Below are 25,059 nucleotides of genomic sequence, written 5' to 3'. Positions count from 1 at the left end.
CAAATAGGCGTGGCGGCTATGCGCGCTTGAACTGGACCGTCACTTTGAGGCCCTGGCCGCCGGCGGCGTCGTCCAGCATGATGCCGGCGCCGTGCAGGGTGGCGATGTCGCGCACGATGGCGAGGCCGAGGCCGGCGCCGCCGGGATTGCGCTCCAGCGTGGAGGCGGCGCGGTAGAAGGGCGCGAACACCCGTTCGCGCTCCGCCGCCGCGATGCCGTGGCCGCTGTCCTCCACTTCCAGCGTGACGCCATCCGCGCCTTCCAGCACGCGCAGCGTCACCGTGCCGCCGGCCGGCGTGTAGTGCAGCGCGTTGTCGGCCAGGTTGGCGACCATCTCGTGCAGCAGCAAGGCCTGGCCGCCGACGACGCACTCATGCTCCGCTTCCAGCGACAGGTCGATATGCTTGGCCACCGCCGCCATCGCCATCTCCAGCCCGACCTGGCGGGCGATGTCGCGCAGCGATACCGGCGCATTGGCGTCGGTGCTGCCGCCGTTTTCTATGCGCGCCAATGTCAGCAGGCGGTTGGCCAGGTTGACGGTGGAGTCGGTGGTGGCGGCGATGCTGTGGACGATTTCCCGCAACGCCGCCTTGCTGGCTTCCGGGTCGGTGTTGGGCCGGTCGCATTCGCGCAACGCCAGCTCGGCCTGCGTCTTCAGCACCGTCAGCGGCGTGCGCAGCTGATGCGAGGCGTCGGCGATGAAGCGGCGCTGACTGCTGATCAGGATGTGCAGCCGCGCGCGCGAGCTGTTCATCGCCGCCACCAGCGGCCGCACTTCCTTGTGCACCAGCGTCGGATCGACGTCGGAGGAGTCGTTCAGGCTGCGCGTCTCGACCGCGATCTTCAGCCGCATCAAGGGCTGCAGCACCAGCCGCACCGCGAACCACACCAGCAGCGCCACCGCCGCCAGCAGCAAGGCCTGCCACGCCAGCGTGTCGAACAGGATCTGGTTCGACAGGCCGCGCCGCGCTTCCAGCGTCTCGCCGACCTGGATCAACGCGATGCCGCGCATCGAGTCGTCGTACACCGGCTGCAACAGCGCGGCGATGCGCACCGGCTGGCCGTTGTAGTTGGCGTGATAGAAGCGCACCAGCGCCGGATAGGCTTCCGAGCGCGGCACGTTGGCCGGCACCGGCGGCAGGTCGGCGTAGCCGGATACCGTCTCGCCCTTGATGCCGGTGACCTTGTAGTAGATGCGGCCCAGCGTGTCGGTTTCAAAACTGTCCAGCGCGACGTAGGGCACGTCGGCCACCACCTTGCCGTCCTCCACCGAGACGCGCTCCGCCAGCGCGCGCGTGGAGGCCAGCAGCGAGCGGTCGTAGGCCACGTCGGCGGCGTCCAGCGCGTTGCGGTAGACCGAGACGGCGTCCAGCGCCACCAGCAACAGCAAGGGGACCAGCAGCCAGCGCAGCAGCTGGCCGCGCAGGCTGCCCAGCGGGGCGCCGGGACCGAAGCGGCGGGCGAGCGTGGTCAGCAGCGGCATGGAGCGCGGCGCCGCTGCGTCAGCCGGCCGGCGCCGGCCGTGGCTGCAGCACGTAGCCGATGCCGCGCAGCGTGGTGATGATGGCCGCATCCGGCGCCGTGATGTCGAGCTTCTTGCGCACGCGGTGGATGTACAGGTCGATCGCGTCGAGATTGGCGTCGTCCGCCAGCGCGAACACTTCGTCGAACAGCTTTTCCTTCGACACCGCGCGGCCGGAGCGGGTGATCAGCGTTTCCAGCACCGCGTGTTCGCGCGGCGTCAGCGCCAGCGCGTTGCCGGCGTAGGTGAACATGCGGGTGACGGTGTCGAAACTGAGCGCGCCGCAATTGTGCACCAGCGCTTCGTTGCCGACGCTGCGGCGCAGCAGGGCCTTGACGCGCGCTTCCAGTTCGGCCAGTTCGAAGGGCTTGGCGAGGTAGTCGTCGGCGCCGAGGTTGAGGCCCTGCACGCGGTCTTCCAGGCCGCCGCGCGCGGTCAGTATCAGCACCGGCGTCTGGCCGCGCGGGGCGCCGCGCGCGCGCAGGCGCTTCAACACGTCCAGCCCGTCCATGCGCGGCAGCGTCAGGTCGAGTATCACCAGCGCGTAGTCCTGCGTGTGCAGCAGGGCGTCGGCGTCGGCGCCGTTGTCGGCGCATTCGACCGTCAGGTGGGCGTCGCGCAGGGCTTTCGACAGCCAGTGCGACAGTTCGGTGTGATCTTCTACTAACAGTATGCGCATGACGTCTTGCCTGGGGCGTGAAAGCTGCATCATGGTCCGCCCGGCAGGAAAAGGGAAGCCCCGGCCCTAAATGTGGCGAACGGGACACAGTGAAAGGCAATTGAAAGGAAGCTCCTCCTATAGTGGCAACAGATCGCAAAGATCAGGTATCACATAAAACTATATCCTCTGGAGACACAGCATGAAGAAATCCGTATTTACCCCCTCGGTATTGGCATTGGCAATGGCGGCTGCGGCCGGCGGCGCCCAGGCGCAGTCCAATGTGCAAGTCTATGGCCTGCTGGACGTCGGCGTCGAAAACGCCAACAACCAGACCCCGACCGGCGGCAGCATGACCCGCGTGATCTCGGGCGGCATGAACACCTCGCGCTGGGGCCTGCGCGGCACAGAGGACCTGGGCGGCGGCCTGAAAGCGGTGTTCGGCCTCGAAGGCGGCATCCTGATGGACACCGGCGCCCAGGACGGCGCGCTGTTCAAGCGCCAGGCCTATGTCGGCCTGGAAGGCGCCTTCGGCCGCGTCGTCATGGGCCGTTCGTTCACCAGCGTGTACGACACCGTGATCGCCTTCGATCCGATGGGCTTTGCGCCGTTCTACTCGTGGGCCACTTCCGGTCCCGCCACCGGCCCAAGCAAATACGGTTTCACCACCGCATACGACAACATCATCAAGTACAGCGGCTCCGTGGGCGACTTCAAGTTCGGCGCCAACTACGCGGCCGGCGAGCAGACCACCGGCACACAGGACAGCGCCAAGGTCGGTTTCACCACCGTTTATAAACTCGGCGCCGCCAACCTGATGGCGACCTGGGAGCGCAACAACGGCAACACCGTGGCCGCCACCGGCAACCGCGACAAGAACACCGTCTGGCACATCGGCGCCAACTATGAAACCGGCCCGGTGAAGCTGTGGGCCGTCCTGCGCGACTACAAGCTGGTGGCCGGCAAGGCGCTCACCGCCGATGTCGACGCCACCACCACCTGGGCCGGCATCGCCTGGAAGACCGATGCCGTCACTACGCTGACCGGCGCGGTCTATCACGTCAACGTCAAGAACGTCGCCGCCGGCAAGGACGCCGACCCGACCATGTATGTGGCGCGCTATCGCTACGCGCTGTCCAAGCGCACCGACCTGCACGTGTCGGCCGCCTACGCCAAGGCCAGGAACGGTCAGCTGACCGGCCTGTCGCGCGATGATGCCGGCTATGCCGACAGCCAGCGCGGCGTCACCGTCGGCATGCAGCACCGCTTCTGATGAAAGCCTGGCTGGCGTTGATGGCGGCGCTGCTGTTGAGCGCCGCCGCGCAGGCCGCGGGCCTGGAGTGCATCGTGCCGTCCAAGCCGGGCGGCGCGATGGACCTGACCTGCAAGCTGGCGCAGAAGGGCCTGGAAGGCTTGCGCAACACGCCCAATGCGCCGCCGTCGGATATGCATATCAGCTATCTGCCGGGGGGCATCGGCGCGGTGGCGTGGCATTCGCTGGTGTCGCAGAGGCGCGCGGAACCGGACACGCTGGTGGCTTTTTCGGGCGGCTCGCTGCTCAATCTGGCGCAGGGCAAGTTCGGCAAGGCCAAGGCATCGGATGTGCGCTGGGTGGCGGCGCTGGGCGCGGACTACGGCATGATCGCGGTGCGCGCCGATTCGCCCTTCAAGACGCTGGGCGACCTGCTGGCCGCGCTGAAGGCCCATCCGCAGAAAGTGCTGATCGGCGTCTCCGGCACCATCGGCAGCCAGGACTGGCTGAAGATGGCGATGGTGGTCAAGACCGCCGGCATCGACCCGAAAGTGCTGCGCTTCGTGGCGCTGGAGGGCGGCGGCGAAATCTTCACCGCGATGCACGCCGACTTCGTGCACGTGGTGTCCGGCGACGCCAGCGAAGCGTCGCTGTATGCGGCCAGCGGCAATACCCGCGTGCTGGCGGTGCTGTCCGAGCAGCGTCTGCCGGGCGTGCTGGCCAATGTGCCGACCGCGCGCGAGCAGGGCATCGATGTGGTGTGGCCGATCATCCGCGGCGTGTGGATGGGGCCTCATGTATCGGACAAGGATTATCGCCAGTGGGTGTCGGCTTTCGACCGCGTGCTGGCCAGTCCGCAGTTTGCACAGATGCGGGCCACATCCGGCCTGTATCCCTTCGGGCTGACCGGCGATGCGCTGGCGGCCTACGTAAAAAAAGCCGTGGACGACTACGGCAGGCGCGCGGCCGAACTTGGCCTGGTGCGCTAATCAACCCAATATAGACGATGGAGACTACGATGATTTCGAAAACGACCCTGGCCGCCGCATGCGCGACCCTGTTTGCCGGCGCCGCCATGGCGCAGGTGCCTCCGGGCTATCCGGCCGACTACCAGAAGATCATCGACGGCGCCAAGAAAGAGGGCAAGCTGGTGATCTACGGCGCCACCGACAGCAAGGCGACCCAGCCGCTGATCAAGGACTTCAACGCCCTGTACCCTGGCATCACGGTCGAGTACAACGACATGAACTCCACCGAGGTGTACAACCGTTTCATCTCCGAGGCGGCGGCGGGCGGCAATACCGCCGACGCCATGTGGTCGTCGGCGATGGACCTGCAGATGCGCCTGGCCTCCGACGGCTACGCGCTGCAGTACAAATCGGTGGAAGTCTCCAAGATCCCCGGCTGGGCGGTGTGGGACGACAAGGCCTACGGCACCACCTTCGAGCCGGCCGCCATCGTCTACAACAAGCGCCTGGTCGATGCCAAGGAAGTACCGCAGAACCACGCCGACTTCGCCAAGCTGATACAGCAGCCCAAGTTCAAGGACAAGGTCACCACCTACGACATCGAAAAATCCGGCGTCGGCTTCATGTTCATGACGCAGGACGCGCGCGAGAATCCGAAGTTCCTGGAGCTGGAAAACGCCTTCGGCGTGGCCAAGGTGCGGGTGCAGTCGTCCACCGGCACGATGATGGAGCGTATCTCGTCGGGCGAAAACCTGATCGGCTACAACGTGCTGGGCTCCTATGCGCTGGTGCGCGCCAAGGCCGATCCGTCGATCGGCGTGGTGCTGCCGAAGGACTACACGCTGATCATGTCGCGCGTGATCTTCATCAACAAGGCGGCCAAGAACGTCAACGCCGCCAAGCTGTGGATGGACTACATGCTGTCGCACCGCGGCCAGACCATCATCGCCAACGACTCCAAGCTGTTCGCGATTCGCCAGGACGTCGTGGGCGAAACCACCTCCGCCGACCTGATCAAGCAGATCGGCAAGGACAACGTCAAGCCGGTGCCGGTGCATCCTATCGTGCTGCAGTTCCTGGGACCGGCCAAGCGCATGGCCTTCCTCAAGCAGTGGAAAGACACCGCCGGCAAGAAGTAATGCAGGCCGCCGGCGCGCCACGCGCGCCGGCTCGTAGCATCCATCTTTACGGAATTACTCATGCAAACTCTGACCATCCCAAACTCCGGCCGGTCCAGCATCAATTGGCCGCGCGGCGTGGTGGTGACGCTGGCCGCGATCGCCATCTTCCTGCCGCTGTTCCTGATCTTCTACCAAAGCTTTTTGAGCGCGCCGTTCTTCATGCCGGTCAAGGAGCTGGGCTTCGACGCCTACCGCTTCATCTTTGAAGATCCCGATTTCTCGGTCGCCTTCAAGAACGCCTTCTGGCTGGCCACCGGCCTGGCCGTGATCGCCGTGCCGCTGGGCGGCATGCTGGCCTTCCTGATGATACGCACCGACCTGCCCGGCAAGGGCTTCATCGCGCCGCTGCTGCTGGTGCCGATCTTCGTCTCGCCGATGGTGATGGGCTTCGGCTATGTCGTCTCGATGGGACCTGTAGGCTTCTACTCGCTGTGGTTCAAGGACATCCTCGGCTTCATCCCGTGGAATATCTACTCCTTCACCAGCATCGTCATCATCGCCGGCCTGACGCACGTGCCGCACGTCTACCTGTACGCCTCGTCCGCGCTGAAAAGCCTGGGCTCCGATGTCGAGGAAGCTGCCCGCGTGGCCGGCGCCTCGCCGCTGCAGGTGATGTTCAACGTCTCGCTGCCGATGATCACGCCGGCGCTGGCCTATGCCGGCGTGCTGGTGTTCTTCCTCGGCTTCGAAGTATTCGGCCTGGTGCTGGTGCTGGGCGACCCGGAAGGCCACATGGTGCTGGCCACCTACCTGTACAAGCTGACCAACAAGCTCGGTACGCCGTCCTACCACCTGATGGCCGCCGTCGCGGTCTGCCTGGTGATGGTGACGATGCCGCTGGTGATGGTGCAGCGCTGGCTGCTCAAGTCGGCCAACAAGTTCGTCTCGATCAAGGGCAAGGGCGCGCGCAGCAAGGCCATGCCCCTGGGCCGCTGGAAGTGGCTGGCGTTCGCGCTGATCTTCGGCTGGCTGATGTTCACCATCATCATGCCGATGTCGGGCATCGTGCTGCGTTCCTTCGTCCAGTACTGGGGCGAGGGCGTCAGGCTGGCCGACGTGCTGACGCTGCAGCACTTCCGCGAGATCCTGGAACAGCCGGCGCTGATACGCGGCATCGTCAACACGGTGCTGATCGGCGTGATCGGCGGCGGCCTGGCGGTGATCTGCTACTGCGCCATCGCGCTGGCCATGCACCGCAAGCCGGACATGATCACCCGCTTCCTCGACTACAGCGTGCTGGTGCCGCGCGCCGTGCCGGGCCTGCTGGCCGGCCTGTCCTTCCTGTGGGTGTTCCTGTTCGTGCCGAGCTGGATGGACGGCATGTTGAAGGGCATGGACAACGGCGTGGCGCTGTGGCTGAGCGAGCATGCGATCCCGGTGCTGCGCTCGCTGCGCTCGACCATCTTCGCCTTGTGGCTGGCGTATTCGGTGGTGTGGCTGGCCTACGGCATGCGCCTGATCTCGACCGCGCTGCTGCAGGTCGGGCCGGAGCTGGAAGAGGCGGCGCGCGCGGTCGGCGCGTCGCGCGGCCAGGTCACGCGCGACGTCACCGTCCCGCTGATCAAATACGGCCTGCTGGGCGCGTGGCTGATGGTGTTCCTGATCTTCGAGCGCGAGTATTCGACCGGCGTCTACCTGCTGTCGCCGGGCACCGAGGTGATCGGCGCGATGCTGGTGTCGCTGTGGGCCACCGGCTCCACCGACCTGGTGGCGGCGCTATCGTTCATCAACATCTCGCTGGTGGCGATCGGCCTTGGCGTCGCGCTGCGCTTCGGCGTCAAGCTGCATAACTGAGTAAATAATATGAAACGAGACATCATCATGAATGAACTGACCGTCAACGACCTGCACTTGGACTACGGCACCGGCGCCAGCGCCAACCCTATCCTCAAGGGCGTCTCCATGCACCTGCAGAAGGGCGAAGTGGTGGCGCTGCTCGGCCCTTCGGGCAGCGGCAAGACCACGCTGCTGCGCGCCGTCGCCGGCCTGGAAAGCCCGAAGGCGGGCACCATCGCCATCGGCGACCGCAATGTCTTCGACGGCGCCAAGGGCTTCGAGATGGCGGCCGAGCACCGCAACCTGGGACTGGTGTTCCAGTCCTATGCGCTGTGGCCGCACAAGACCGTGTTCGACAACGTCGCCTATGGCCTCAAGCTGCGCAAGCTGGGCGCCGGCGAGATCAAGGACAAGGTCGGCGACGTGCTGAAAAACCTGGGCCTGGGCCATCTGGCCGAGCGCTATCCGCACCAGCTGTCCGGCGGCCAGCAGCAGCGCGTGGCGATCGCCCGCGCGCTGGTCTACAACCCGCCGGTGATCCTGCTGGACGAGCCGCTGTCCAACCTGGACGCCAAGCTGCGCGAAGAGGCGCGCGCCTTCCTGCGCGAGCTGATCGTGCGACTGGGCCTGTCGGCGCTGATGGTGACGCACGATCAGGCCGAGGCGATGGCGATCTCGGACCGCATCCTGCTGCTCAATAACGGCAAGATCGAGCAGCAAGGCACGCCGCAAAGCATGTACGAAACGCCGGACACGCTGTTCACCGCGGAGTTCATGGGCAGTAACAACCGCCTGCCGGCCAAGGTCGTGCAGCGCAGCGGTACGCAGGTCCAGCTGGATATCAACGGCGCGACGTTGCAGGGCACCGCGCGTGGCGTGGGCGGCGGCGAGCCGTCGACCATCATCCGCGTGGAGGAGGTGAGGGTCAGCGCCACGCCGGTCGAGAACGCGATCGAATTGCCGCTGCTGACCTGCATGTACCTGGGCGACCGCTTCGAGTGCCTGTTCAAGAGCGAAGCGGGCGCGGAGATCAGCCTGCGCGCCTATTCCAAGTACCGGCTGGAGCCGGGCCGCTACTGGCTGCAGCTGCCGGCGGACAAATTGTGGGTATTTTGACGGCTTAGAGTATTCCTGCTAAGTCTCCAGGGGCGGCTCCGCAATCGTGCGGGCCGCCCTTTTTTTGTGTTTATATGCTAAAAATAGTGGGATTTGGAGAGAATTCGTGCGCTTGCTTGCACAACTTTAGGGCTGAAACAATAAATAGTTGCTCCCAGTCTATTTTTTCGGGCTTATATAATTAACGGTCGTTTATAATTTGAAAAGTTCGCCGGCTGGCATTTCTGGATTATTTATCAACATGCGCACTCATGGCGTTCGTTTTTCTATCGCTGGGCATGCCGAATGGGCGCCGGGCCTGACCACGCCCGAAGCCTGGGCCGCATGGGCCGAGGCGCCGTATGTTATCCAGCCAGGGGAAGAACCGGGCGTCAAGGCCATGCCGGCAATGCTGCGCCGCCGCGCCGGTTTTCTCGGCAAGATGGCGCTGGAAGTGGCTTACCAGTGCCTGGACGGGCGCAGCGACATCCCCACCGTATTTTGCTCGCGGCACGGCGACGTGGCGCGCGCGGTCGATTTGCTGACCGACCTGGCGCGCGGCGAGGCGCTGTCGCCGACGGCTTTCGGCATGGCGGTGCATAACGCGATCCCCGGCCTGCTGACCATCGCCCGCGGCGACCGCGCCAACCATATCGCGCTGGCTTCCGGCGCGGCGACGATCGAGCATGCGGTGATCGAGGCCTGCGGCCTGCTGGCCGACGGCGCGCCGTCGGTGCTGCTGGTGGCCTGCGACTGCCCGCTGCCGGAACTGTTCAAGCCTTTCGAGGAGTGCGAGGAGCAGCCGCACGCGTGGGCATGGCTGATGACGCCCGCCGACGGCGACGCGATCGCGCTGGAGTGGAGCGCCTGCGGCGACAAGCCGGCCGCCGGCATGCCGGGCGGCCTGGAAGTGGCGGCATTCCACCTGAACGGTGCGCGGATGATGGAGCGCTGCGATGGACGCCTGCGCTGGCGCTGGAGCCGCGATGCTTGATGCCGTGACGACGCGCCTGTCGCTTTATTGGCGCGTGTTCGCAACCGGTTTGAGTTTCGCGGTGTTCGGCGTCGGTGGGCTGGTGCTGCGCGTCGTGGTGTTCCCCATGCTGAACCTGATGGTGCGGCAGCCGGAGCGCCGCGTGGCCGCCGCCCGCACGGTGATACGCCGCGCCTTCCGCGCCTACGTGGATCTGATGCGGGCGCTGGGCGTGCTGCGCTACGAGTTGCGCGGCATGGACAAGCTGGAACGGGGCGGCCTGCTGATCCTGGCCAACCATCCGACGCTGATCGACACGGTGTTCCTGATGGCCTTCGTGAAGAACGCCGACTGCATCGTCAAGGGCGCTTTGTGGAACAACCCGTTCACGCGCGGCCCGGTGCGGGCGGCGGGCTACATCAACAACGAGGGCGGGCCGGCGCTGGTGGATGACTGCATCGCCTCCCTGGAACGCGGCAACAACCTGATCGTGTTCCCGGAGGGGACGCGGACCGGCTGCGACGGCGTGATCAGCATGAAGCGCGGCGCGGCCAACATCGCGGTGCGCGGTGCGCGCGCCATGACGCCGGTGCTGATCCGCTGCGATCCGCTCACGCTGGGCAAGGGCGAGAAGTGGTGGCGCGTGCCGCCGCGCCGCGTGCTGATACGGATAGACGTCCAGGATGACCTGGCGATAGAAAGCTTTACGGAAGGCGGCGCCAGCGAAGTGATGGCGGCGCGCCAGTTGACCGAATTTTTACAGAACTATTTTACGGGGAAGTGCCAAAGCCATGCTTGAACTGGAAGTGAAAGAACTGATCATCGATGTGCTCCAGCTGGAGGACATCACGCCGGCCGATATCGACAGCGCGGCGCCACTGTTTGTGGAAGGACTCGGACTCGATTCGATCGACGCGCTGGAGCTGGGCGTGGCGCTGCAGAAGAAGTACGGGATTTCCCTGTCCGCCGATTCGGAAGATACCCGCCGCCACTTCGCATCCGTGCAGGCGCTGGCGGCAATGATCGATAGCCATAGAAAGAAATAAGGGAGCAGGACCATGATTGACTTGAATGAAATGAGCAAGGACCAGCTGCAGGTGTGGGTGGTGGACCTGCTGGCCGAGATGTTTGAACTCGACAAGACCGAACTGACGGCCGAGTCGAACCTGTACGCGGACCTGGATATCGACAGCATCGACGCCGTCGACCTGGCCGTGAAGCTGAAACAACTGACCGGCAAGCGCCTGCAGCCGGAAGTGTTCAAGACCATCCGCACCATCGGCGACGTCGTCGATGCGCTGGCCGGCATGACGGAGCAGGCGGCGTAAGCGACATGCCGATGACTGTTTTAACGGCGGCGGTGACGCTGCTGTATCCGCTGGCGATCTGGTTCGGACATGGACAGGTGGAGCCGCGCTGGCTGGCCGGCTTGCTGCTGCTGGCGGTCGCCGCGCGCCTGCCCGCGCTCAAGCTGAGCGGCGTCGCGCGCTGGTCGGTGGCCGGCGCGCTGGTGCTGGTGGCCTGCGCGATCTGGAGCAACCTGCTGCTGCCGCTCAAACTGTATCCGGTGCTGGTAAACGCCGCGCTGCTGGCGGGCTTCGCCTACAGCCTGACGACGCCGATGTCGGCCGTCGAGCGCATGGCGCGCCTGCGCGGCGACGATTTTCCGCCGGTGGCGCAGGCCTACATGCGCAAGGTGACGCAGGTGTGGTGCGGCTTCTTCGTGTTCAACGGCGCAGTCGCTTTCGCCACCGCGCTGTGGGCGTCAGAGGCCGCGTGGTCGCTGTACACGGGCGTGATTTCCTATGTCCTGATGGCGGTGTTGTTCGGCGCGGAGTATCTCGTGCGCCTGCGTTTCAAACGTTTGCATCATGTCTGATCGTATCGAGAATTTGTATGCGGCCATCGCCGCGCGGCCGGCCGGCGGCCTGGTCGGCTGGCGCGAGGGCGAGGGCGTCACCAATCGGCAGTTCCTGGCGCACACACAGGCCTGGCATGCGCTGCTGCGCGCGCAGGCCGGCCGCGATTTCGCCTTGTACCTGGAAGATAGTATCGAATTCGGCGCGGCGCTGCTGGGCGCCTGGCATGCGGGGAAAACCGTCTGGCTGAGCGCCGATACGCTGGAGGCCACCTGCGCCTCGCTGCGCGCCTCGGTCGACGGTTTCCTCGGCCAGTTCCCAGCTGATCTGCAACCGCTGCTGCCTTTGCCGCAGGACGACGGCGCGGCAGCCGCGGACCTGGGCGGCGCGCTGCCCGGCGACATGCCGGCGCTGGTGGTGTTCACCTCCGGCAGCACCGGCGCGGCGCAGGCCATTCCTAAAAAACTCTCGCAGATGGCGAGCGAAGTCGAGACGCTGGACGTGCTGTTCGGCCGGGCCGCCGGCGACGCCGCCGTACTGGCGACCGTCTCCCATCAGCACATCTACGGCCTGTTGTTCAAGGTCCTGTGGCCGTTGAGCACAGGGCGCGCGATCCACGCGATGAGCATCGCCTACCCCGAAGAACTGGCGCCCGCCATCGCTGCCGGCCCTTGCGTGCTGATCGCCAGCCCGGCGCACCTGAAGCGCCTGCCGGAGCATCTGGACTGGAGCGGCGCCGCGCGCATGCTGCGCGCCGTGTTCTCGTCCGGCGGCCCGCTGGCGCCGGAAACCGCCTTGAGCGCCGGCGGCCTGCTGGGGGAAACCCCCATCGAAGTCTACGGCAGCTCGGAGACCGGCGGCGTAGCCTGGCGCCAGCGCAGCCGTTGCGGCGACGACTCGTGGCTGCCATTCCCCACCGTGGACTGGCGCCTGGGCGAAGAAGACGGCACGCTGGAAGTGCGCTCGCCGCATCTGGAAGACGACAACTGGCTGGCGCTGGCCGACCGCGCGGGGCGCGTCGAAAGTGGCGGAGCACAGCGCTTCATGCTGCTGGGCCGCAGCGACCGCATCGTCAAGATCGAGGAGAAACGCATCTCGCTCAGCGCGATGGAAGCCACGCTGCTGGCCTCCGGCCTGGCCGCCGAAGCGCGCGTGGTCCTGTGCGTGCCCGTTCCCGGCGAACGCCAGCGCCTGGCCGCCTTCATCGTGCCGACGGTGGCAGGCCGCGCCATGCTGGATGCCGATGGCAAGCCGGCGTTGAACGCCCGCCTGCGCACCGTGCTGGCCGCCGCCGTGGAAGCGGTCGCACTGCCGCGCCGCTGGCGCTACCTGGAGCAGATGCCGGTCAACGCGCAAGGCAAGACCACATTGGCCGCCTTGCTGGCCTTGCTGGATAGTGAAGACGGCGTGGCCAGCCACCGTCCGCGCTTCCCGCAGATGCGGGAGCTCGAACGCGAGCAGGCGCGCGTGCTGTTGGAAATCACCGCACCGGCCAGCCTGCTGTATTTCGACGGCCATTTCGATGTCGCGCCGATTCTGCCGGGCGTGGTGCAGGTCGACTGGGCGATTCACTATGGCCGCCAGTATTTCAATCTGCCGCCGCGGTTCAAGGGCATCAACGCGCTCAAGTTCCAGCAGGTGATCCAGCCGGAGAACCCGATACAGCTGGAGCTGCTGCACGATGCCGTCAAGGACAGCCTGCAATTCCGCTATGTGTCCGAAGCGGGGCAGCACGCCAGCGGCCGCGTCATGCTCGGAGGCGGCGATGTTTAAGCCTTGCATCGTGGTCCCGGTCTACAACCATGAACACGCGATCGGCGCCGTGCTGGCCGGGTTGCTGCGTCATGGTGTGCCGTGCATGCTGGTCGACGACGGCAGCAGCGCATCGTGCGCCGCCGTGCTGGACGCGCTGGCGCGCGAGCATGCCGGGCGTGTCGTGCTGGTGCGCCTGCCGCACAACCAGGGCAAGGGCGCGGCGGTGCTGGCCGGCTTCCGCCACGCGGCGGAACTGGGCTACACCCACGTGCTGCAGATCGACGCCGACGGCCAGCACGAAACCGCCGACGTGCCGACATTCCTGGCGCAAGCCGCAGCGCATCCGGACGCCATCATCTGCGGCCATCCGGTCTACGATGAATCGGTGCCGAAAGCGCGCCTGTACGGCCGCTACGCCACCCACATCTGGGTCTGGATCAACACGCTGTCGCTGGACATCAAGGATTCGATGTGCGGCTTCCGCGTCTATCCGGTGGCGCCGGTCAACGCGCTGGCGGCGCGCCGCAGCATCGGCGTACGCATGAACTTCGATACCGACATCCTGGTGCGCCTGTTCTGGGACGGCATGCAAGTGATCAACCTGCCTACGCGGGTGTCGTATCCGTCCGACGGCGTATCGCACTTCCGCGTCTGGCGCGACAACGTGCTGATCTCGTGGATGCACACGATGCTGTTCTTCGGCATGCTGCCGCGTATTCCCCGTCTGCTGGCGCGCAAATGGCAGACCAAATGAGCACGCGCGGTTTGCACTGGGCCTCCATCAACGAAATCAGCTTCGTGGCCGGCATGCGCCTGCTGTTCTGGATCTGCCGCGTGTTCGGCCGTTGGCCGTTCCGCGTGGTGCTGTATCCGGTGCTTGGCTGGTACGTGATGAGCAAGCCGCTGCCGCGCCGCGCCTCGCAGGATTACCTGAAGCGCGTGGCCGGCCGCAGCTCGACCGCGCTGCCCGGCGTGCTGCGCCATTTCGCTTCCTTCGGCGAGAGCATCCTGGACAAGATGCTGTTGTGGGGCGGCCTGTTCAAGCTCGATAGCGTCGACCTGCACGGCGGCGAACTGATTACCGACGCCGTGGCGGCGGGGCGCGGCGGCCTGCTGATCTGCGCCCACCTCGGCAACCTGGAACTGTGCCGCGTGCTGTCGCGCCAGCGTCACGACATCAAGCTGACGGTGCTGGTGCACACCAAGCACGCGCAGGCTTTCAACGACATGCTGGGCAAGCTCAATCCGGAGAGCCAGCTCAATCTGATGCAGGTGACCGAGATGTCGCCGGCGACGGCGATCCTGCTGTCGGAGCGCGTGGCGCGCGGCGAATTCGTCGTCATCGCCGGCGACCGCGTGCCGGTCTCGCACAATCCGCGCGTCGCGATGGCCGACTTCATCGGCGCGCCCGCCGCCTTCCCGGTCGGCCCCTACGTATTGGCCAGCATCCTGCAATGCCCGGTCTACCTGCTGTTCTCGATCCGCGAGGGGCGCCGCTGGTCGGTGTATTTCGAATCCTTCCGCGAGTCGGTGCGCATTCCGCGCCAGGGCCGCGAAGCCGCGTTCAACGCGCTGGCCGCCGACTACGCCAGGCGGCTGGAGCACTACTGCCTGCGCGCGCCGCTGCAGTGGTTTAACTTTTACGATTTTTGGCACTCACCACAATTGGAACGCCCAGATGCATCTCGCTGACATTGCCCAACTCCACAATCCGCGCACCGTGCGCTTTGATCAAGACCGCCTGAGCATCGAAGACATCGTCGATATCGCGCAGGGCCGCGCGACGGCCGTGCTGTCGGAAGATCCGACCTTCCGCGCCGCCATCCAGCGCGGCGCCGACTTCCTGGAGCGCCTGCTGCGCGAGGACGGCACCATCTACGGCGTGACCACCGGCTACGGCGATTCCTGCACCGTGACCGTGCCGCCGGAACTGGTGGCCGAGCTGCCGCATCATCTGTACACCTATCACGGCGTCGGCCTGGGCGAGTACTTCACGCCGGCGCAGACGCGCGCGATCCTGGCCTCGCGCCTGGCGTCGCTGAGCAAAGGCTATTCCGGCGTCAGCGTCGAGCTGCTGCTGCAGATCACGCGCCTGCTGGACGCCGGCCTGCTGCCGCTGATTCCATCCGAAGGTTCGGTCGGCGCCAGCGGCGACCTGACGCCGCTGTCCTATCTGGCGGCGGTGTTGTGCGGCGAGCGCGAAGTATGGCGCGACGGCGTGCAGGTGCCGGCCGCGCAAGCGCTGCAGGAAGCCGGCATCACGCCGCTGCGCCTGCGTCCGAAGGAAGGCCTGGCGATCATGAACGGCACCGCCGTCATGACGGCGCTGGCCTGCATGGCCTACGACCGCGCCGACTACCTGGTCAAGCTGACCACACGCATCACGGCGATGGCTTCGTTCGCGATGGACGGCAACGCCCACCACTTCGACGAAGTGCTGTTCTCGGTCAAACCGCACGCCGGTATGCAGCAGGTGGCTGCCTGGCTGCGCAGCGACCTGCCGACCGACCAGTGGGAACGCAACGGCAAGCGCCTGCAGGACCGCTACTCGATCCGCTGCGCGCCACACGTGATCGGCGTGCTGGCCGACGCCATGCCGTTCTTCCGTTCGTCGATCGAGAATGAACTGAACAGCGCCAACGACAATCCGCTGATCGACGCCGACAACGAGCGCGTGCTGCACGGCGGCCATTTCTACGGCGGCCATATCGCCTTCGCCATGGACGGCATGAAGAACGCCGTCGCCAACCTGGCCGACCTGCTGGACCGCCAGATGGCGCTGCTGGTCGACAGCCGCTACAACCACGGCCTGCCGGCCAACCTGTCCGGCGCCACCGGTCCGCGCGCGGCCATCAACCACGGCCTGAAGGCGTTGCAGATCAGCGCCTCGGCGTGGACCGCGGAAGCGCTCAAGCTGACCATGCCGGCTTCCGTGTTCTCGCGCTCGACCGAATGCCACAACCAGGACAAGGTCAGCATGGGCACCATCGCCGCGCGCGACTGCCTGCGCGTGCTGGAGCTGACCGAGCAGGTCGTTGCCGCGCTGCTGATCACGGTACGCCAGGGCGTCTGGCTGCGCTGCCTGGCCAGCCCGGAACTGCAACCGCAGGCCGCGCTGGCGGCGATGCAGGAAGCGCTGGGCGCCGACGTCAAGCCGGTCGAGGAAGACCGCCGCCTGGAACCGGACCTGCGTCTGCTGCTGGAACGCATCCGCGCCAAGGCATGGGATCTGTATGCGCCGAACTAACAAGGAAAGCCGCTGGTTCGCGGAAGTCGAGATGCAGGTCCAGTTCTTCGACCTGGATCCGATGGAAATCGTCTGGCACGGGCGCTACGTCAAATACCTGGAAGTAGTACGCTGTGCCTTGCTCGACAAGATAGGCTACAACTACCCGCAGATGAAAGAGTCCGGCTATGCCTGGCCGGTGATCGACATGCAGCTGCGTTATGTCGGCTCGGCCACGTTCGGCCAGAAGCTGAAGCTGCGCGCCGATATCGTCGAGTGGGAGAACCGTTTGAAGATCGATTATCTGATCACCGATGCCGAAACCGGCAAGCGCCTGAACCGCGCCACCACCACCATGGTCGCCGTCGATATCGCGACCAAGGAAATGTGCTACGTGTCGCCGCCGGTGCTGTTTGAAAAACTGGGAATCGAACATGATGAGTAAGCTCAAGTATACGCTCAAATACGCCATTGCCGCGCTATCGCTGGCGGCGCTGAACCACGCGCAGGCCGCCGTGCCGGTGGCGAAGATCCAGGCCATGCTGGCCAAGCCGGCCGTCATGTGCGGCCGCTTCGACCAGACCAAGCAACTGGCGGGCATGAAGAAGCCGCTGGCCGCCGAGGGCCGTTTCTGCGTGGTCGCCGGCAAGGGCGTGCTGTGGCGCACCCTGAAGCCTTTCCCCAGCACGCTGCGCCTGACGCGCGACGAGATCGTCAACTACCAGGGAGACCGCGTCGCCATGCGGCTGGACGCCAAGACCGAGCCGACCGTCCGCGTCATCAACAATGTGCTGTTCTCGCTGCTGGCCGGCGACCTGGGACAGCTCGATACGCTGTTCGACGGCGACGGCAACGTCGACGCCAACAGCTGGAACGTCTCGCTCAAGCCGCGCCAGGCCGCGCTGGAAAAAGCCATCGGCACCATCAAGCTGGAAGGCGGCGCCTACGTCAAATCCATCGTCATGAGTGAAGCCAGCGGCGATCGCACCACCATCGTCTTCTCTGCCATGCAGACCGGCGAGGCGGCGATGACCAAGGAAGAGGCGGCGCTGTTTTGACGCGCACCAGACAACTCGCGCTGCTGTGGCTCGTGGCGGTGTGTCTGCTGCTGGGCCATAACGCCTACCTGTGGGCGGTCAAGCGCATCGTGCCGGATACCGACATCATGGCGCTGCTGCCGGTGCAGGAGCGCGATCCGGTGCTGCAGCAATCGTTCACGCACATGGTCGATGCGGCGCAGCAGCGCGTGATCGTGCTGGTCGGCGCGGCCGACTGGGACGACGCCAAGCGCGCCGCCGACGCCTACAGCGCGACGCTGGACGCGCGCAAGGATCTGTTTGAGTCGACGCCGATCAATGAGCAGACGCAGAACGACTGGCTGTCGCTGTTCCAGCAGCATCGCCTTATTTTGCTGACGCCGCAGCAGGAAGCGCAACTGCGCGGGCAGCCGCCGCAGTTCTGGCTGGAGTCGGCGCTGGCAAAACTGTATGCGCCGTTCGGCGGCCCCAAGCTCGGGCCGTGGCAGGAAGATCCGTTCGGCCTGTTCGCTGGCTGGGCGCAGGAGCGCGCGCAGGAAACGCCGGTGCGTCCGCGCGACGGCCACCTGTTTGTCGCAGATACCCAGCGCCAGTACGTGCTGCTGCCGCTGACGCTGAAGGTGCCCGCGCTGTCGATGACCGCGCAGGAAACCGTGCTGCCGTTGTTGAAGCAGGCCGGCGAGGCCGCCCGCAAGGCCGCGCCGCAGGTGGAGCTGATCCAGGCCGGGGTGATCCTGCATGCGGCCAACGCCAGCGCGCAGGCCAGCGGCGAGGTCTCGACCATCGGCATCGGCTCGCTGCTCGGCATCATCCTGCTGATGTGGTTTGCCTTCCACTCGTTCAAGCCGATCTCGCTGATCCTGCTGTCGATCGGCATCGGCTGCCTCGGCGCGCTGTCGGTATGCTGGATGCTGTTCGGCCATATCCATTTGATGACGCTGGTGTTCGGCGCCAGCCTGATCGGCGTGGCGCAGGACTACGGCATCTACTTCCTCTGCAACCGCCTGGCAGCCGATGAACAGCTCGATTCGCCGGCCTTGCTGAAACGCCTGCTGCCCGGCCTTTGCCTGACGCTGCTGGCGGCGGTGATCGGCTACATGGGACTGGCGCTGACGCCGTTCCCGGGCCTGCGCCAGATGGCGGTGTTCTCGGCGCTGGGCCTGGTATTCGCATGGCTGACGGTGGTGTTCTGGTTCCCGGCGCTGATCGGCGGCCGCACGCTGAGGAGCGGAGGGCTGGTGCGCGTCTATGGCGCCGCGCTGCGGCGCTGGCCGCTGCTGCGCCTGAACCGCGCGACGCTGGTGGCCGCCGTGGTGTTTGTGCTGGCCGCAGGTTATGGCATCAGCCGCCTTGGCGCCAACGACGATATCCGCCTGCTGCAAAATCCCCCCAAGCATCTGATCGCCGACCAGATCAAGTTGAGCAAGCTGCTGGATGCGCCGACGCCGGTGCAGTATTTCCTGGTGCGTGGCGATTCTTCCGAGACGGTGCTGCAGCGCGAGGAAGCGCTGAAGGCGCGTCTCGACACGCTGATCGCCGCCAAACGCATTTCCGGTTACCAGGCGATGTCGAACTGGGTGCCGTCCGCAAAGACGCAGGCCGCGCGCCGCGCGTTGATCGAGGAGAAGCTGCTGGCCGACGGCGGCCCGCTGCAAGGCATCGCCACGCAAGCCGGCGAAGACGCGCAATGGATCGCCGCCACCCGCAAAGGCTTGTTGGCCGCCGCGGCACCGTTGACGCTGGACGACTTCCTCAAGGCGCCGGCCAGCGATCCATGGCGACACCTGTGGCTGGGCCGGACCGAAGGCGTCTACGCCAGCATCGTCGCCTTGCGCGGGCTGTCCAGCACCGCTGTGCCGCAGGTGCTGCTGGCTGCGGAAGGATTGGACGGCGTGCAGTGGGTCGACAAGGTGGCCGAGATATCGTCGGTGCTGGGCCGCTATCGTGTGTATATGAGCTGGGTGGTGCTGGGCGCGTATGCGGTGGTGTTCGCGCTGCTGTTTGCGCGCTACCGTGGTCGGACCTGGCGCGTGCTGGCGCCGACCGCGCTGGCCAGCATCGCCACGCTGGCCTTGCTCGGCTTCGCGTCGCAGAATTTGCAGCTGTTCCACGTGCTGGCGCTGATGCTGCTGCTGGGCGTCGGGGTCGACTACGGCATCTTCATGCAGGAGCATCCGGATCGCCGCGACCACACGCCGTGGCTGGCGGTCGGCATGTCCGCCGCGAATACGATTTTGTCCTTTGGTTTGCTGGGCCTGAGCTCCACGCCGGCATTGCAGGCGTTCGGCCTGACGATGCTGCTGGGTACCGCGCTGGTCTGGCTCATTGTTCCCTGTTTTGGCTCCATCAAAGAAAGCAAGCATGACTGACGCAATGAATATCGACACCGCAGAAATCCTGATCGTCGGCGCGGGTCCAGCCGGTTCGGTCGCCGCAGCGCTGCTGCGCCAGCAGGGGCGCCAGGTGCTGGTGATCGAGCGCGAACAGTTCCCGCGCTTTTCGATCGGCGAGAGCCTGCTGCCGCAAAGTATGGAGTATCTGGAAAAGGCCGGCATGCTGCGCGCCGTGGTGGAAGCGGGCTTCCAGTTCAAGAACGGCGCCGCCTTCATGCGCGACGGCAGGTATACCGATTTCGATTTTCGCGACAAGCACTCGGACGGCTGGGGCACCACCTATCAGGTACAGCGCGCCACCTTCGACCACATCCTGGCCAAGGAAGCGGAGCGTTTCGGCGCCGAGGTCCGTTATCGCCATGAAGTTCTGAACATCGAATTGGGGCAGGGCGCCAACGGTGGTGCGCGCGTCACCGTCAAGGATGCCGATGGCGGCCAGTACCAGGTCGACGCGGGCTTCATCCTGGACGCCAGCGGTTTCGGCCGCATCCTGCCGCGCCTCCTGAAGCTTGAGACGCCGTCCAACTTCCCGGTGCGCGGCGCGATCTTCACCCATATCGAAGACGGCATAAGTGGCGGCTTCGATCGTAACAAGATCCGCGTGACCGTACATCCGAAACATTGCGACGTCTGGTTCTGGACCATTCCGTTTGCCGGCGGCCGCTGCTCGCTGGGCGTGGTGGCGGAGACCAGCTTCCTCGACCGCTACCAGGGCAGCGCCACCGAGCGGCTGCAGGCCATCGTCGCCGAAGAGCCGTCGCTGCAGGCGCTGCTGGCCGACGCCAAGTGGGACACGCCGGCGCGCCAGATCGTCGGTTATTCGGCCAACGTCGAGAAGCTATGGGGCCAGGGCTACGCGCTGCTGGGCAACGCGGGCGAGTTCCTCGATCCGGTGTTCTCGTCGGGCGTGACCATCGCCTTCAAGTCCGCCAGCCTGGCCGCGGCCGCCTTGCAGCGCCAGTTCGCCGGCGAAACGGTCGACTGGCAGGCCGACTACGGCGCGCCGCTGCGCAAGGGCGTCGACACCTTCCGTACCTTTGTCGAGTCCTGGTATGCGGGCGGCTTCCAGAAGATCATCTTCCACGAAAACCAGCAGCCGGAAATCAAGCGCATGATCTCGGCGATCCTGGCCGGCTATGCCTGGGACCTGAGCAACCCGTTTGTGAAGGAGACGCCGCGTCGCCTGGCGGCATTGGAGGCGTTATGTACGCCCGCCTGATGCGCGCGCTGCCCGTGGCGACGGCGCTGCTGCTGGCCGCCTGCGCCAGCGTGGCGCCACCGCCCGAGGCGCGCCTCGGACTGAAGCTGGCGCCGGCCGCGCTGGGCACCTCCATCAGCGTGCAGCAGCACCTGAAGGTGGAGCGCAACGGCCGCACCGACGATCTGGATGTCGCCCTGCAGGTGGAGCCGGAGGCGATCGACGTGGTGGGGCTGGCTTTCGGCCAGCGCGTGCTGACGCTGCATTACGACGGCAAGGAGCTGACCTCGTGGCGCCACGTGATGCTGCCGTCGCAGGTGCGCGCGGAAGACGTTTTGGAGGACATGCAGCTGACCCTGTGGCCGGCCGAGGCGATCGCCGCCGCGCTGCCTGCGGGCTGGCGCATAGCCGAGCAGGTCGCAAAGCGCACCCTGTACCTGGCCGATGAGCCTATCATGGAGATAGCCTATAGCGGAAATCCCCGCTGGAGCGGCACGGTGGTATTGGAGAACCTGCGATATCACTATAAGCTGACGATACAGTTTGCACCAGAGACCTGAATGACTATTTACCTCAACGCTTGCGGCATTATCTGTGCGCTTGGCGACAGCCACGCGCAGGTCAAGGCACGCCTGTACGCGGGGCAGACCGGCGTGGCCGCGACCGGCAACTGGTCGCCGGGCCGAGAGCTGCCGCTGGGCAGCGTGCAGGCGGCGCTGCCGTCGGTGGCGCACCTGCCGCCGCACCAGCGCAGCCGCAACAACGCACTGGCGCTGGCGGCGCTGGCGCAGATACGTCCGGCGGTTGAGGCCGCCATCGCCCGCCATGGCGCGGACCGCGTCGGCGTGGTGCTGGGCACCAGCACTTCGGGCATCGGCGAGACCGAGCGGGCCATCGGCCTGCATGCCGAAGTGGGCTCGCTGCCGGAAGACTTCCGCTACGCCGTGCAGGAAATGGGTTCGCCCGCCGAGATGCTGGCGCGGGAGCTGGGCCTGACCGGCCCGGCCTATGTGCATTCGAGCGCCTGCTCGTCGAGCGCCAAGGCGATGGCCAGCGCGGCGCGCATGATCAACATGGGACTGTGCGATGCGGTGATCAGCGGCGGCGCCGATTCGCTCTGCACGTTCACGGTGGCCGGATTCGCGTCGCTGGAATCGGTCAGCGCGGAGCGGTGCAACCCGATGAGCGTCAACCGCAAGGGCATCAACATCGGCGAAGGCGCCGCGTTGTTCCTGATGAGCGCCGACAGCGCGCCGGTCGCCTTGCTGGGCTGGGGCGAATCGTCGGACGGCCACCATATGTCGGCGCCCGATCCGGCCGGCGGCGGCGCGCGGCTGGCGATGACCCAGGCGCTGCAGCGCGCCGGAATCAGCGCCGCGCAGATCGACTACATCAACATGCACGGCACGGCGACGCCGCAGAACGACGCGATGGAGTCGCGCGTGATCGAAGGTTTGTTCGGCCTCGATGTGCCGGTCAGTTCGACCAAGCCGTTCACCGGCCATACGCTGGGCGCGGCGGCCGCGATCGAGGCGGCGCTGTGCTGGCTGGCCATGCAGGACGATAATCCGGAAGGCAGGCTGCCGCCGCATCTGTGGGACGGCGCCGCCGATCCCGCGCTGCCGGCGCTGGCGCTGGCGCCGGTCGGCGCCTCGCTCGGGCGTCCGCTGCGCCATGTGCTGAGCAGTTCCTTCGCCTTCGGCGGTTCCAACGCCGTGCTGGTGCTGGGGAGGCCGGCATGAACATGCCCGATATCCGTGCGCTGGTGCCGCACTCCGGCCAGATGGTGCTGCTCGACCGCGCCCTCGGCGCCGACACCGACAACCTGTGCGCCGAAGTACGCATCCACGCCGGCAGCATGTTGGCGGGCGAGCAGGGCGTGGGTGCATGGGTCGGCATCGAATACATGGCGCAGGCGATCGCCGCGCATGCTGGCTGGCTGGCGCTGGAGCGCGGCGAGCCGGTCAAGGTCGGCTTCCTGCTTGGCTCGCGCAAGTACGAGGCGAAGGTGTCGCACTTCGCACCGGGCAGCGTGCTGCACGTGCATGTGCACCGCGTGCTGCAGGCGGAGAACGGCCTGGGCGCGTTCGAGTGCCGCATCGATATCGTGGATGGCGAGGCCGGCGTGGCCACCGCCACGGTGACGGTTTTCCAGCCCGATAATGTCAATCAATTTCTCAAAGATGGAAACGTAGCATGAATCAGAATAAGTCCATGAGCGTGCTGGTGACGGGATCGTCCCGTGGCATCGGCAAGGCGATCGCGCTGCGCCTGGCGCGCGACGGTTACGACGTGGTGCTGCATTGCCGCAGCCAGCGCGGCGAGGCCGATGCGGTCGCGCAGGAGATCGAGGCGATGGGCCGCGCCGCGCGCGTGCTGCAGTTCGATATCAGCGACCGCGCCGCCGCCGCCGCCGCGTTGGAGGCGGATGTCGAACAGCATGGCTGCTACTACGGCGTGGTGTGCAACGCCGGCGTCGCGCGCGACAACGCCTTCCCGGCGATGTCCGGCGAGGACTGGGACATCGTGCTGCAGACGAACCTGGACGGTTTCTACAACGTGCTCAATCCGCTGGTGATGCCGATGGTCCAGCGCCGCAAGCCGGGCCGCATCGTCACGCTGGCTTCCGTCTCGGGCCTGATCGGCAATCGCGGGCAAGTGAACTACAGCGCGGCCAAGGCCGGCATCATCGGCGCCACCAAGGCGCTGGCGCTGGAGCTGGCCAAGCGCGCCATCACCGTCAACTGCGTGGCGCCGGGCTTGATCGAGACCGACATGATCGGCGAAGTGCCGATGGAAGAGGCGCTGAAGATGATACCGGCGCGCCGCGTCGGCAAGCCGGAAGAGGTGGCGGCCGCCGTCAGCTTCCTGATCGGCGAGGAGGCGGGCTACATCACCCGCCAGGTCATCTCCGTCAACGGCGGTATGGCATGAGCCGCCGCGTCGCCGTCACCGGCATGGCCGGCATCAGCCCGATCGGCAACGACTGGGCCGCGATCCGCGAGCGCCTGGGCCAGTACCGCAACGCCGTGGTGCGCATGGCGGACTGGGAAGACTATGAAGGCCTGAATACGCGCCTGGGCGCGCCGGCCGCGCCGTTCGAGCTGACCGACCGCTATAACCGCAAGGCGATCCGCAGCATGGGCCGCGTGGCGCTGATGGCGACCCGCGCCACCGAGCTGGCACTGGCCGATGCCGGCCTGCTGGAGCATCCGCTGCTCAAGAGCGGCGACCTGGGCGTGTCCTTCGGTTCGTCGGCGGGCACGCCGAGCGCCATCGGCGACTTCGGCCGCATGATGGAAGAGCGCACCACCAAGGGCATCAACGCCACCACCTACATCAAGATGATGGCGCACACGGCGCCGGTCAACATCGGTGTATTCTTCGGCATCACCGGCCGCGTGATCACGACCTCGAGCGCCTGTACGTCCGGCAGCCAGGGCATAGGCTACGCGTATGAAGCGATCCGCGGCGGCAAGCAGACCGCGATGGTGGCCGGCGGCGCCGAGGAACTGTGCGCCACCGAGGCGGCGGTGTTCGACACGCTGTTCGCTACCAGCACCCGCAACGACGCGGGCCACACCACGCCGCGTCCGTTCGACGGCGGCCGCGACGGCCTGGTGATCGGCGAAGGCGCCGGCTGCCTGGTGTTGGAGGACATGGAGCATGCGGTGGCGCGCGGCGCCGTGATTCATGCGGAACTGGTGGGCTTCGGCACCAACAGCGACGGCTGCCACGTCACGCAACCGAATGCGGCCACGATGCAGAAGGCGATGCAGCTGGCCTTGCAGGATGCGGGTTTGCAGCCGTCGGATATCGGCTACGTCAACGCGCACGGCACGGGCACGCAGCAGGGCGACATCGCCGAATCGCAGGCGACGCTGGCGGTGTTCGGCGGCGGCACGCCGATCAGCTCCTTGAAGAGCTACATGGGCCACACGCTGGGCGCATGCGGCGCGCTGGAAGCCTGGATCAGCATCGAGATGATGCGCGAAGGCTGGTTTGCACCGACCATTAATCTGGAACAAGTGGATTCCGAGTGCGCTCCGCTAGACTACATCGCTGGCGAAGGCCGGCAGCTGCAATGCGAGTATGTGATGTCGAATAACTTCGCCTTCGGCGGCATCAACACTTCACTGATTTTCAAACGGTACGTTAAATAAGGA

General features: G+C 66.2%; 25 protein-coding genes. 23 read left to right on the top strand and 2 right to left on the bottom strand.

Annotated features, from left to right (window positions below; translation table 11 throughout):
• Positions 1-16: 16 nt before the first annotated feature.
• Both ACEN9F_RS10025 and ACEN9F_RS10020 read right to left on the bottom strand, forming a co-directional pair.
• A complete protein-coding gene (locus ACEN9F_RS10025; RefSeq protein ID WP_413419877.1) occupies positions 17-1,483 on the bottom strand; it encodes a sensor histidine kinase in 1,467 nt (488 codons plus the stop codon).
• Between the two features lie 19 nt (positions 1,484-1,502).
• A complete protein-coding gene (locus ACEN9F_RS10020; RefSeq protein ID WP_413419876.1) occupies positions 1,503-2,201 on the bottom strand; it encodes a response regulator in 699 nt (232 codons plus the stop codon).
• Between the two features lie 181 nt (positions 2,202-2,382).
• Here ACEN9F_RS10020 and ACEN9F_RS10015 point away from each other — a divergent pair, with 181 nt between their 5' ends.
• From ACEN9F_RS10015 to ACEN9F_RS09905, 23 genes are all read left to right on the top strand, one after another.
• A complete protein-coding gene (locus ACEN9F_RS10015; protein ID WP_413419875.1) occupies positions 2,383-3,453 on the top strand; it encodes a porin in 1,071 nt (356 codons plus the stop codon).
• Positions 3,453-4,421, top strand: a complete 969-nt coding sequence (locus ACEN9F_RS10010; RefSeq protein WP_413419874.1) for a tripartite tricarboxylate transporter substrate binding protein — start codon at positions 3,453-3,455, stop codon at positions 4,419-4,421. The genes ACEN9F_RS10015 and ACEN9F_RS10010 overlap by 1 nt, the downstream gene beginning before the upstream one ends.
• Positions 4,422-4,450: 29 nt before the next feature.
• Complete coding sequence (locus ACEN9F_RS10005) at positions 4,451-5,539, top strand: ABC transporter substrate-binding protein (RefSeq protein WP_413419873.1); 1,089 nt, start codon at positions 4,451-4,453, stop codon at positions 5,537-5,539.
• Between the two features lie 60 nt (positions 5,540-5,599).
• Positions 5,600-7,375, top strand: coding sequence for an ABC transporter permease (locus tag ACEN9F_RS10000; protein ID WP_413419872.1), 1,776 nt, complete (start codon positions 5,600-5,602; stop codon positions 7,373-7,375).
• A 27-nt stretch (positions 7,376-7,402) separates the two neighbouring features.
• Positions 7,403-8,473: an ABC transporter ATP-binding protein gene (locus ACEN9F_RS09995; protein ID WP_413419871.1), complete on the top strand. Its 1,071-nt coding sequence runs from the start codon at positions 7,403-7,405 to the stop codon at positions 8,471-8,473.
• Between the two features lie 241 nt (positions 8,474-8,714).
• A complete protein-coding gene (locus ACEN9F_RS09990; RefSeq protein ID WP_413419870.1) occupies positions 8,715-9,446 on the top strand; it encodes a beta-ketoacyl synthase chain length factor in 732 nt (243 codons plus the stop codon).
• Positions 9,439-10,224 (top strand): lysophospholipid acyltransferase family protein, encoded by a 786-nt coding sequence (locus tag ACEN9F_RS09985; RefSeq protein WP_413419869.1) that lies wholly within the window; start codon positions 9,439-9,441, stop codon positions 10,222-10,224. The genes ACEN9F_RS09990 and ACEN9F_RS09985 overlap by 8 nt, the downstream gene beginning before the upstream one ends.
• The gene (locus ACEN9F_RS09980; RefSeq protein WP_043481206.1) at positions 10,217-10,471 is read left to right on the top strand and encodes a phosphopantetheine-binding protein; all 255 of its coding nucleotides are present in this window, start codon (positions 10,217-10,219) and stop codon (positions 10,469-10,471) included. Before ACEN9F_RS09985 ends, ACEN9F_RS09980 begins: the two co-directional genes overlap by 8 nt.
• A gap of 30 nt (positions 10,472-10,501) precedes the next feature.
• Positions 10,502-10,753, top strand: coding sequence for an acyl carrier protein (locus tag ACEN9F_RS09975; RefSeq protein ID WP_413427022.1), 252 nt, complete (start codon positions 10,502-10,504; stop codon positions 10,751-10,753).
• 5 nt (positions 10,754-10,758) lie between these two features.
• On the top strand, positions 10,759-11,304 hold the full coding sequence (locus ACEN9F_RS09970; protein WP_413419868.1) for a hypothetical protein: 546 nt from the start codon (positions 10,759-10,761) through the stop codon (positions 11,302-11,304).
• The gene (locus tag ACEN9F_RS09965) at positions 11,297-13,057 is read left to right on the top strand and encodes an AMP-binding protein (RefSeq protein WP_413419867.1); all 1,761 of its coding nucleotides are present in this window, start codon (positions 11,297-11,299) and stop codon (positions 13,055-13,057) included. Before ACEN9F_RS09970 ends, ACEN9F_RS09965 begins: the two co-directional genes overlap by 8 nt.
• Positions 13,050-13,793, top strand: a complete 744-nt coding sequence (locus tag ACEN9F_RS09960; RefSeq protein ID WP_413419866.1) for a glycosyltransferase family 2 protein — start codon at positions 13,050-13,052, stop codon at positions 13,791-13,793. Before ACEN9F_RS09965 ends, ACEN9F_RS09960 begins: the two co-directional genes overlap by 8 nt.
• On the top strand, positions 13,778-14,731 hold the full coding sequence (locus ACEN9F_RS09955) for an acyltransferase (protein WP_413419865.1): 954 nt from the start codon (positions 13,778-13,780) through the stop codon (positions 14,729-14,731). Before ACEN9F_RS09960 ends, ACEN9F_RS09955 begins: the two co-directional genes overlap by 16 nt.
• The gene (locus tag ACEN9F_RS09950) at positions 14,718-16,286 is read left to right on the top strand and encodes an HAL/PAL/TAL family ammonia-lyase (protein WP_413419864.1); all 1,569 of its coding nucleotides are present in this window, start codon (positions 14,718-14,720) and stop codon (positions 16,284-16,286) included. Before ACEN9F_RS09955 ends, ACEN9F_RS09950 begins: the two co-directional genes overlap by 14 nt.
• Positions 16,273-16,710, top strand: a complete 438-nt coding sequence (locus ACEN9F_RS09945) for an acyl-CoA thioesterase (RefSeq protein WP_413419863.1) — start codon at positions 16,273-16,275, stop codon at positions 16,708-16,710. The genes ACEN9F_RS09950 and ACEN9F_RS09945 overlap by 14 nt, the downstream gene beginning before the upstream one ends.
• Entirely contained in the window at positions 16,703-17,323 is a 621-nt protein-coding gene (locus ACEN9F_RS09940) for an outer membrane lipoprotein carrier protein LolA (protein WP_413427020.1), read from the top strand. Before ACEN9F_RS09945 ends, ACEN9F_RS09940 begins: the two co-directional genes overlap by 8 nt.
• Positions 17,320-19,671: an MMPL family transporter gene (locus tag ACEN9F_RS09935; RefSeq protein ID WP_413419862.1), complete on the top strand. Its 2,352-nt coding sequence runs from the start codon at positions 17,320-17,322 to the stop codon at positions 19,669-19,671. Before ACEN9F_RS09940 ends, ACEN9F_RS09935 begins: the two co-directional genes overlap by 4 nt.
• On the top strand, positions 19,664-20,914 hold the full coding sequence (locus ACEN9F_RS09930) for an NAD(P)/FAD-dependent oxidoreductase (protein ID WP_413419861.1): 1,251 nt from the start codon (positions 19,664-19,666) through the stop codon (positions 20,912-20,914). The genes ACEN9F_RS09935 and ACEN9F_RS09930 overlap by 8 nt, the downstream gene beginning before the upstream one ends.
• Positions 20,899-21,453 (top strand): DUF3261 domain-containing protein, encoded by a 555-nt coding sequence (locus ACEN9F_RS09925; protein WP_413419860.1) that lies wholly within the window; start codon positions 20,899-20,901, stop codon positions 21,451-21,453. Before ACEN9F_RS09930 ends, ACEN9F_RS09925 begins: the two co-directional genes overlap by 16 nt.
• Positions 21,454-22,635 carry a beta-ketoacyl-ACP synthase gene (locus ACEN9F_RS09920; protein WP_413419859.1) on the top strand — a complete coding sequence of 394 codons (1,182 nt, stop codon included), beginning with the start codon at positions 21,454-21,456 and terminating at the stop codon, positions 22,633-22,635.
• Positions 22,632-23,093, top strand: a complete 462-nt coding sequence (locus ACEN9F_RS09915; RefSeq protein ID WP_413419858.1) for a 3-hydroxylacyl-ACP dehydratase — start codon at positions 22,632-22,634, stop codon at positions 23,091-23,093. Before ACEN9F_RS09920 ends, ACEN9F_RS09915 begins: the two co-directional genes overlap by 4 nt.
• Positions 23,090-23,827: a 3-ketoacyl-ACP reductase FabG2 gene (locus tag ACEN9F_RS09910; RefSeq protein WP_413419857.1), complete on the top strand. Its 738-nt coding sequence runs from the start codon at positions 23,090-23,092 to the stop codon at positions 23,825-23,827. The genes ACEN9F_RS09915 and ACEN9F_RS09910 overlap by 4 nt, the downstream gene beginning before the upstream one ends.
• Positions 23,824-25,056: a beta-ketoacyl-ACP synthase gene (locus tag ACEN9F_RS09905; RefSeq protein ID WP_413419856.1), complete on the top strand. Its 1,233-nt coding sequence runs from the start codon at positions 23,824-23,826 to the stop codon at positions 25,054-25,056. The genes ACEN9F_RS09910 and ACEN9F_RS09905 overlap by 4 nt, the downstream gene beginning before the upstream one ends.
• Positions 25,057-25,059 lie beyond the last annotated feature (3 nt).

Origin of the sequence: Duganella sp. CT11-25, assembly GCF_047302815.1 — a bacterium.
In the GTDB taxonomy this organism is placed as follows: domain Bacteria; phylum Pseudomonadota; class Gammaproteobacteria; order Burkholderiales; family Burkholderiaceae_D; genus Rugamonas.
This window is presented reverse-complemented; position numbering and strand designations above follow the sequence as displayed.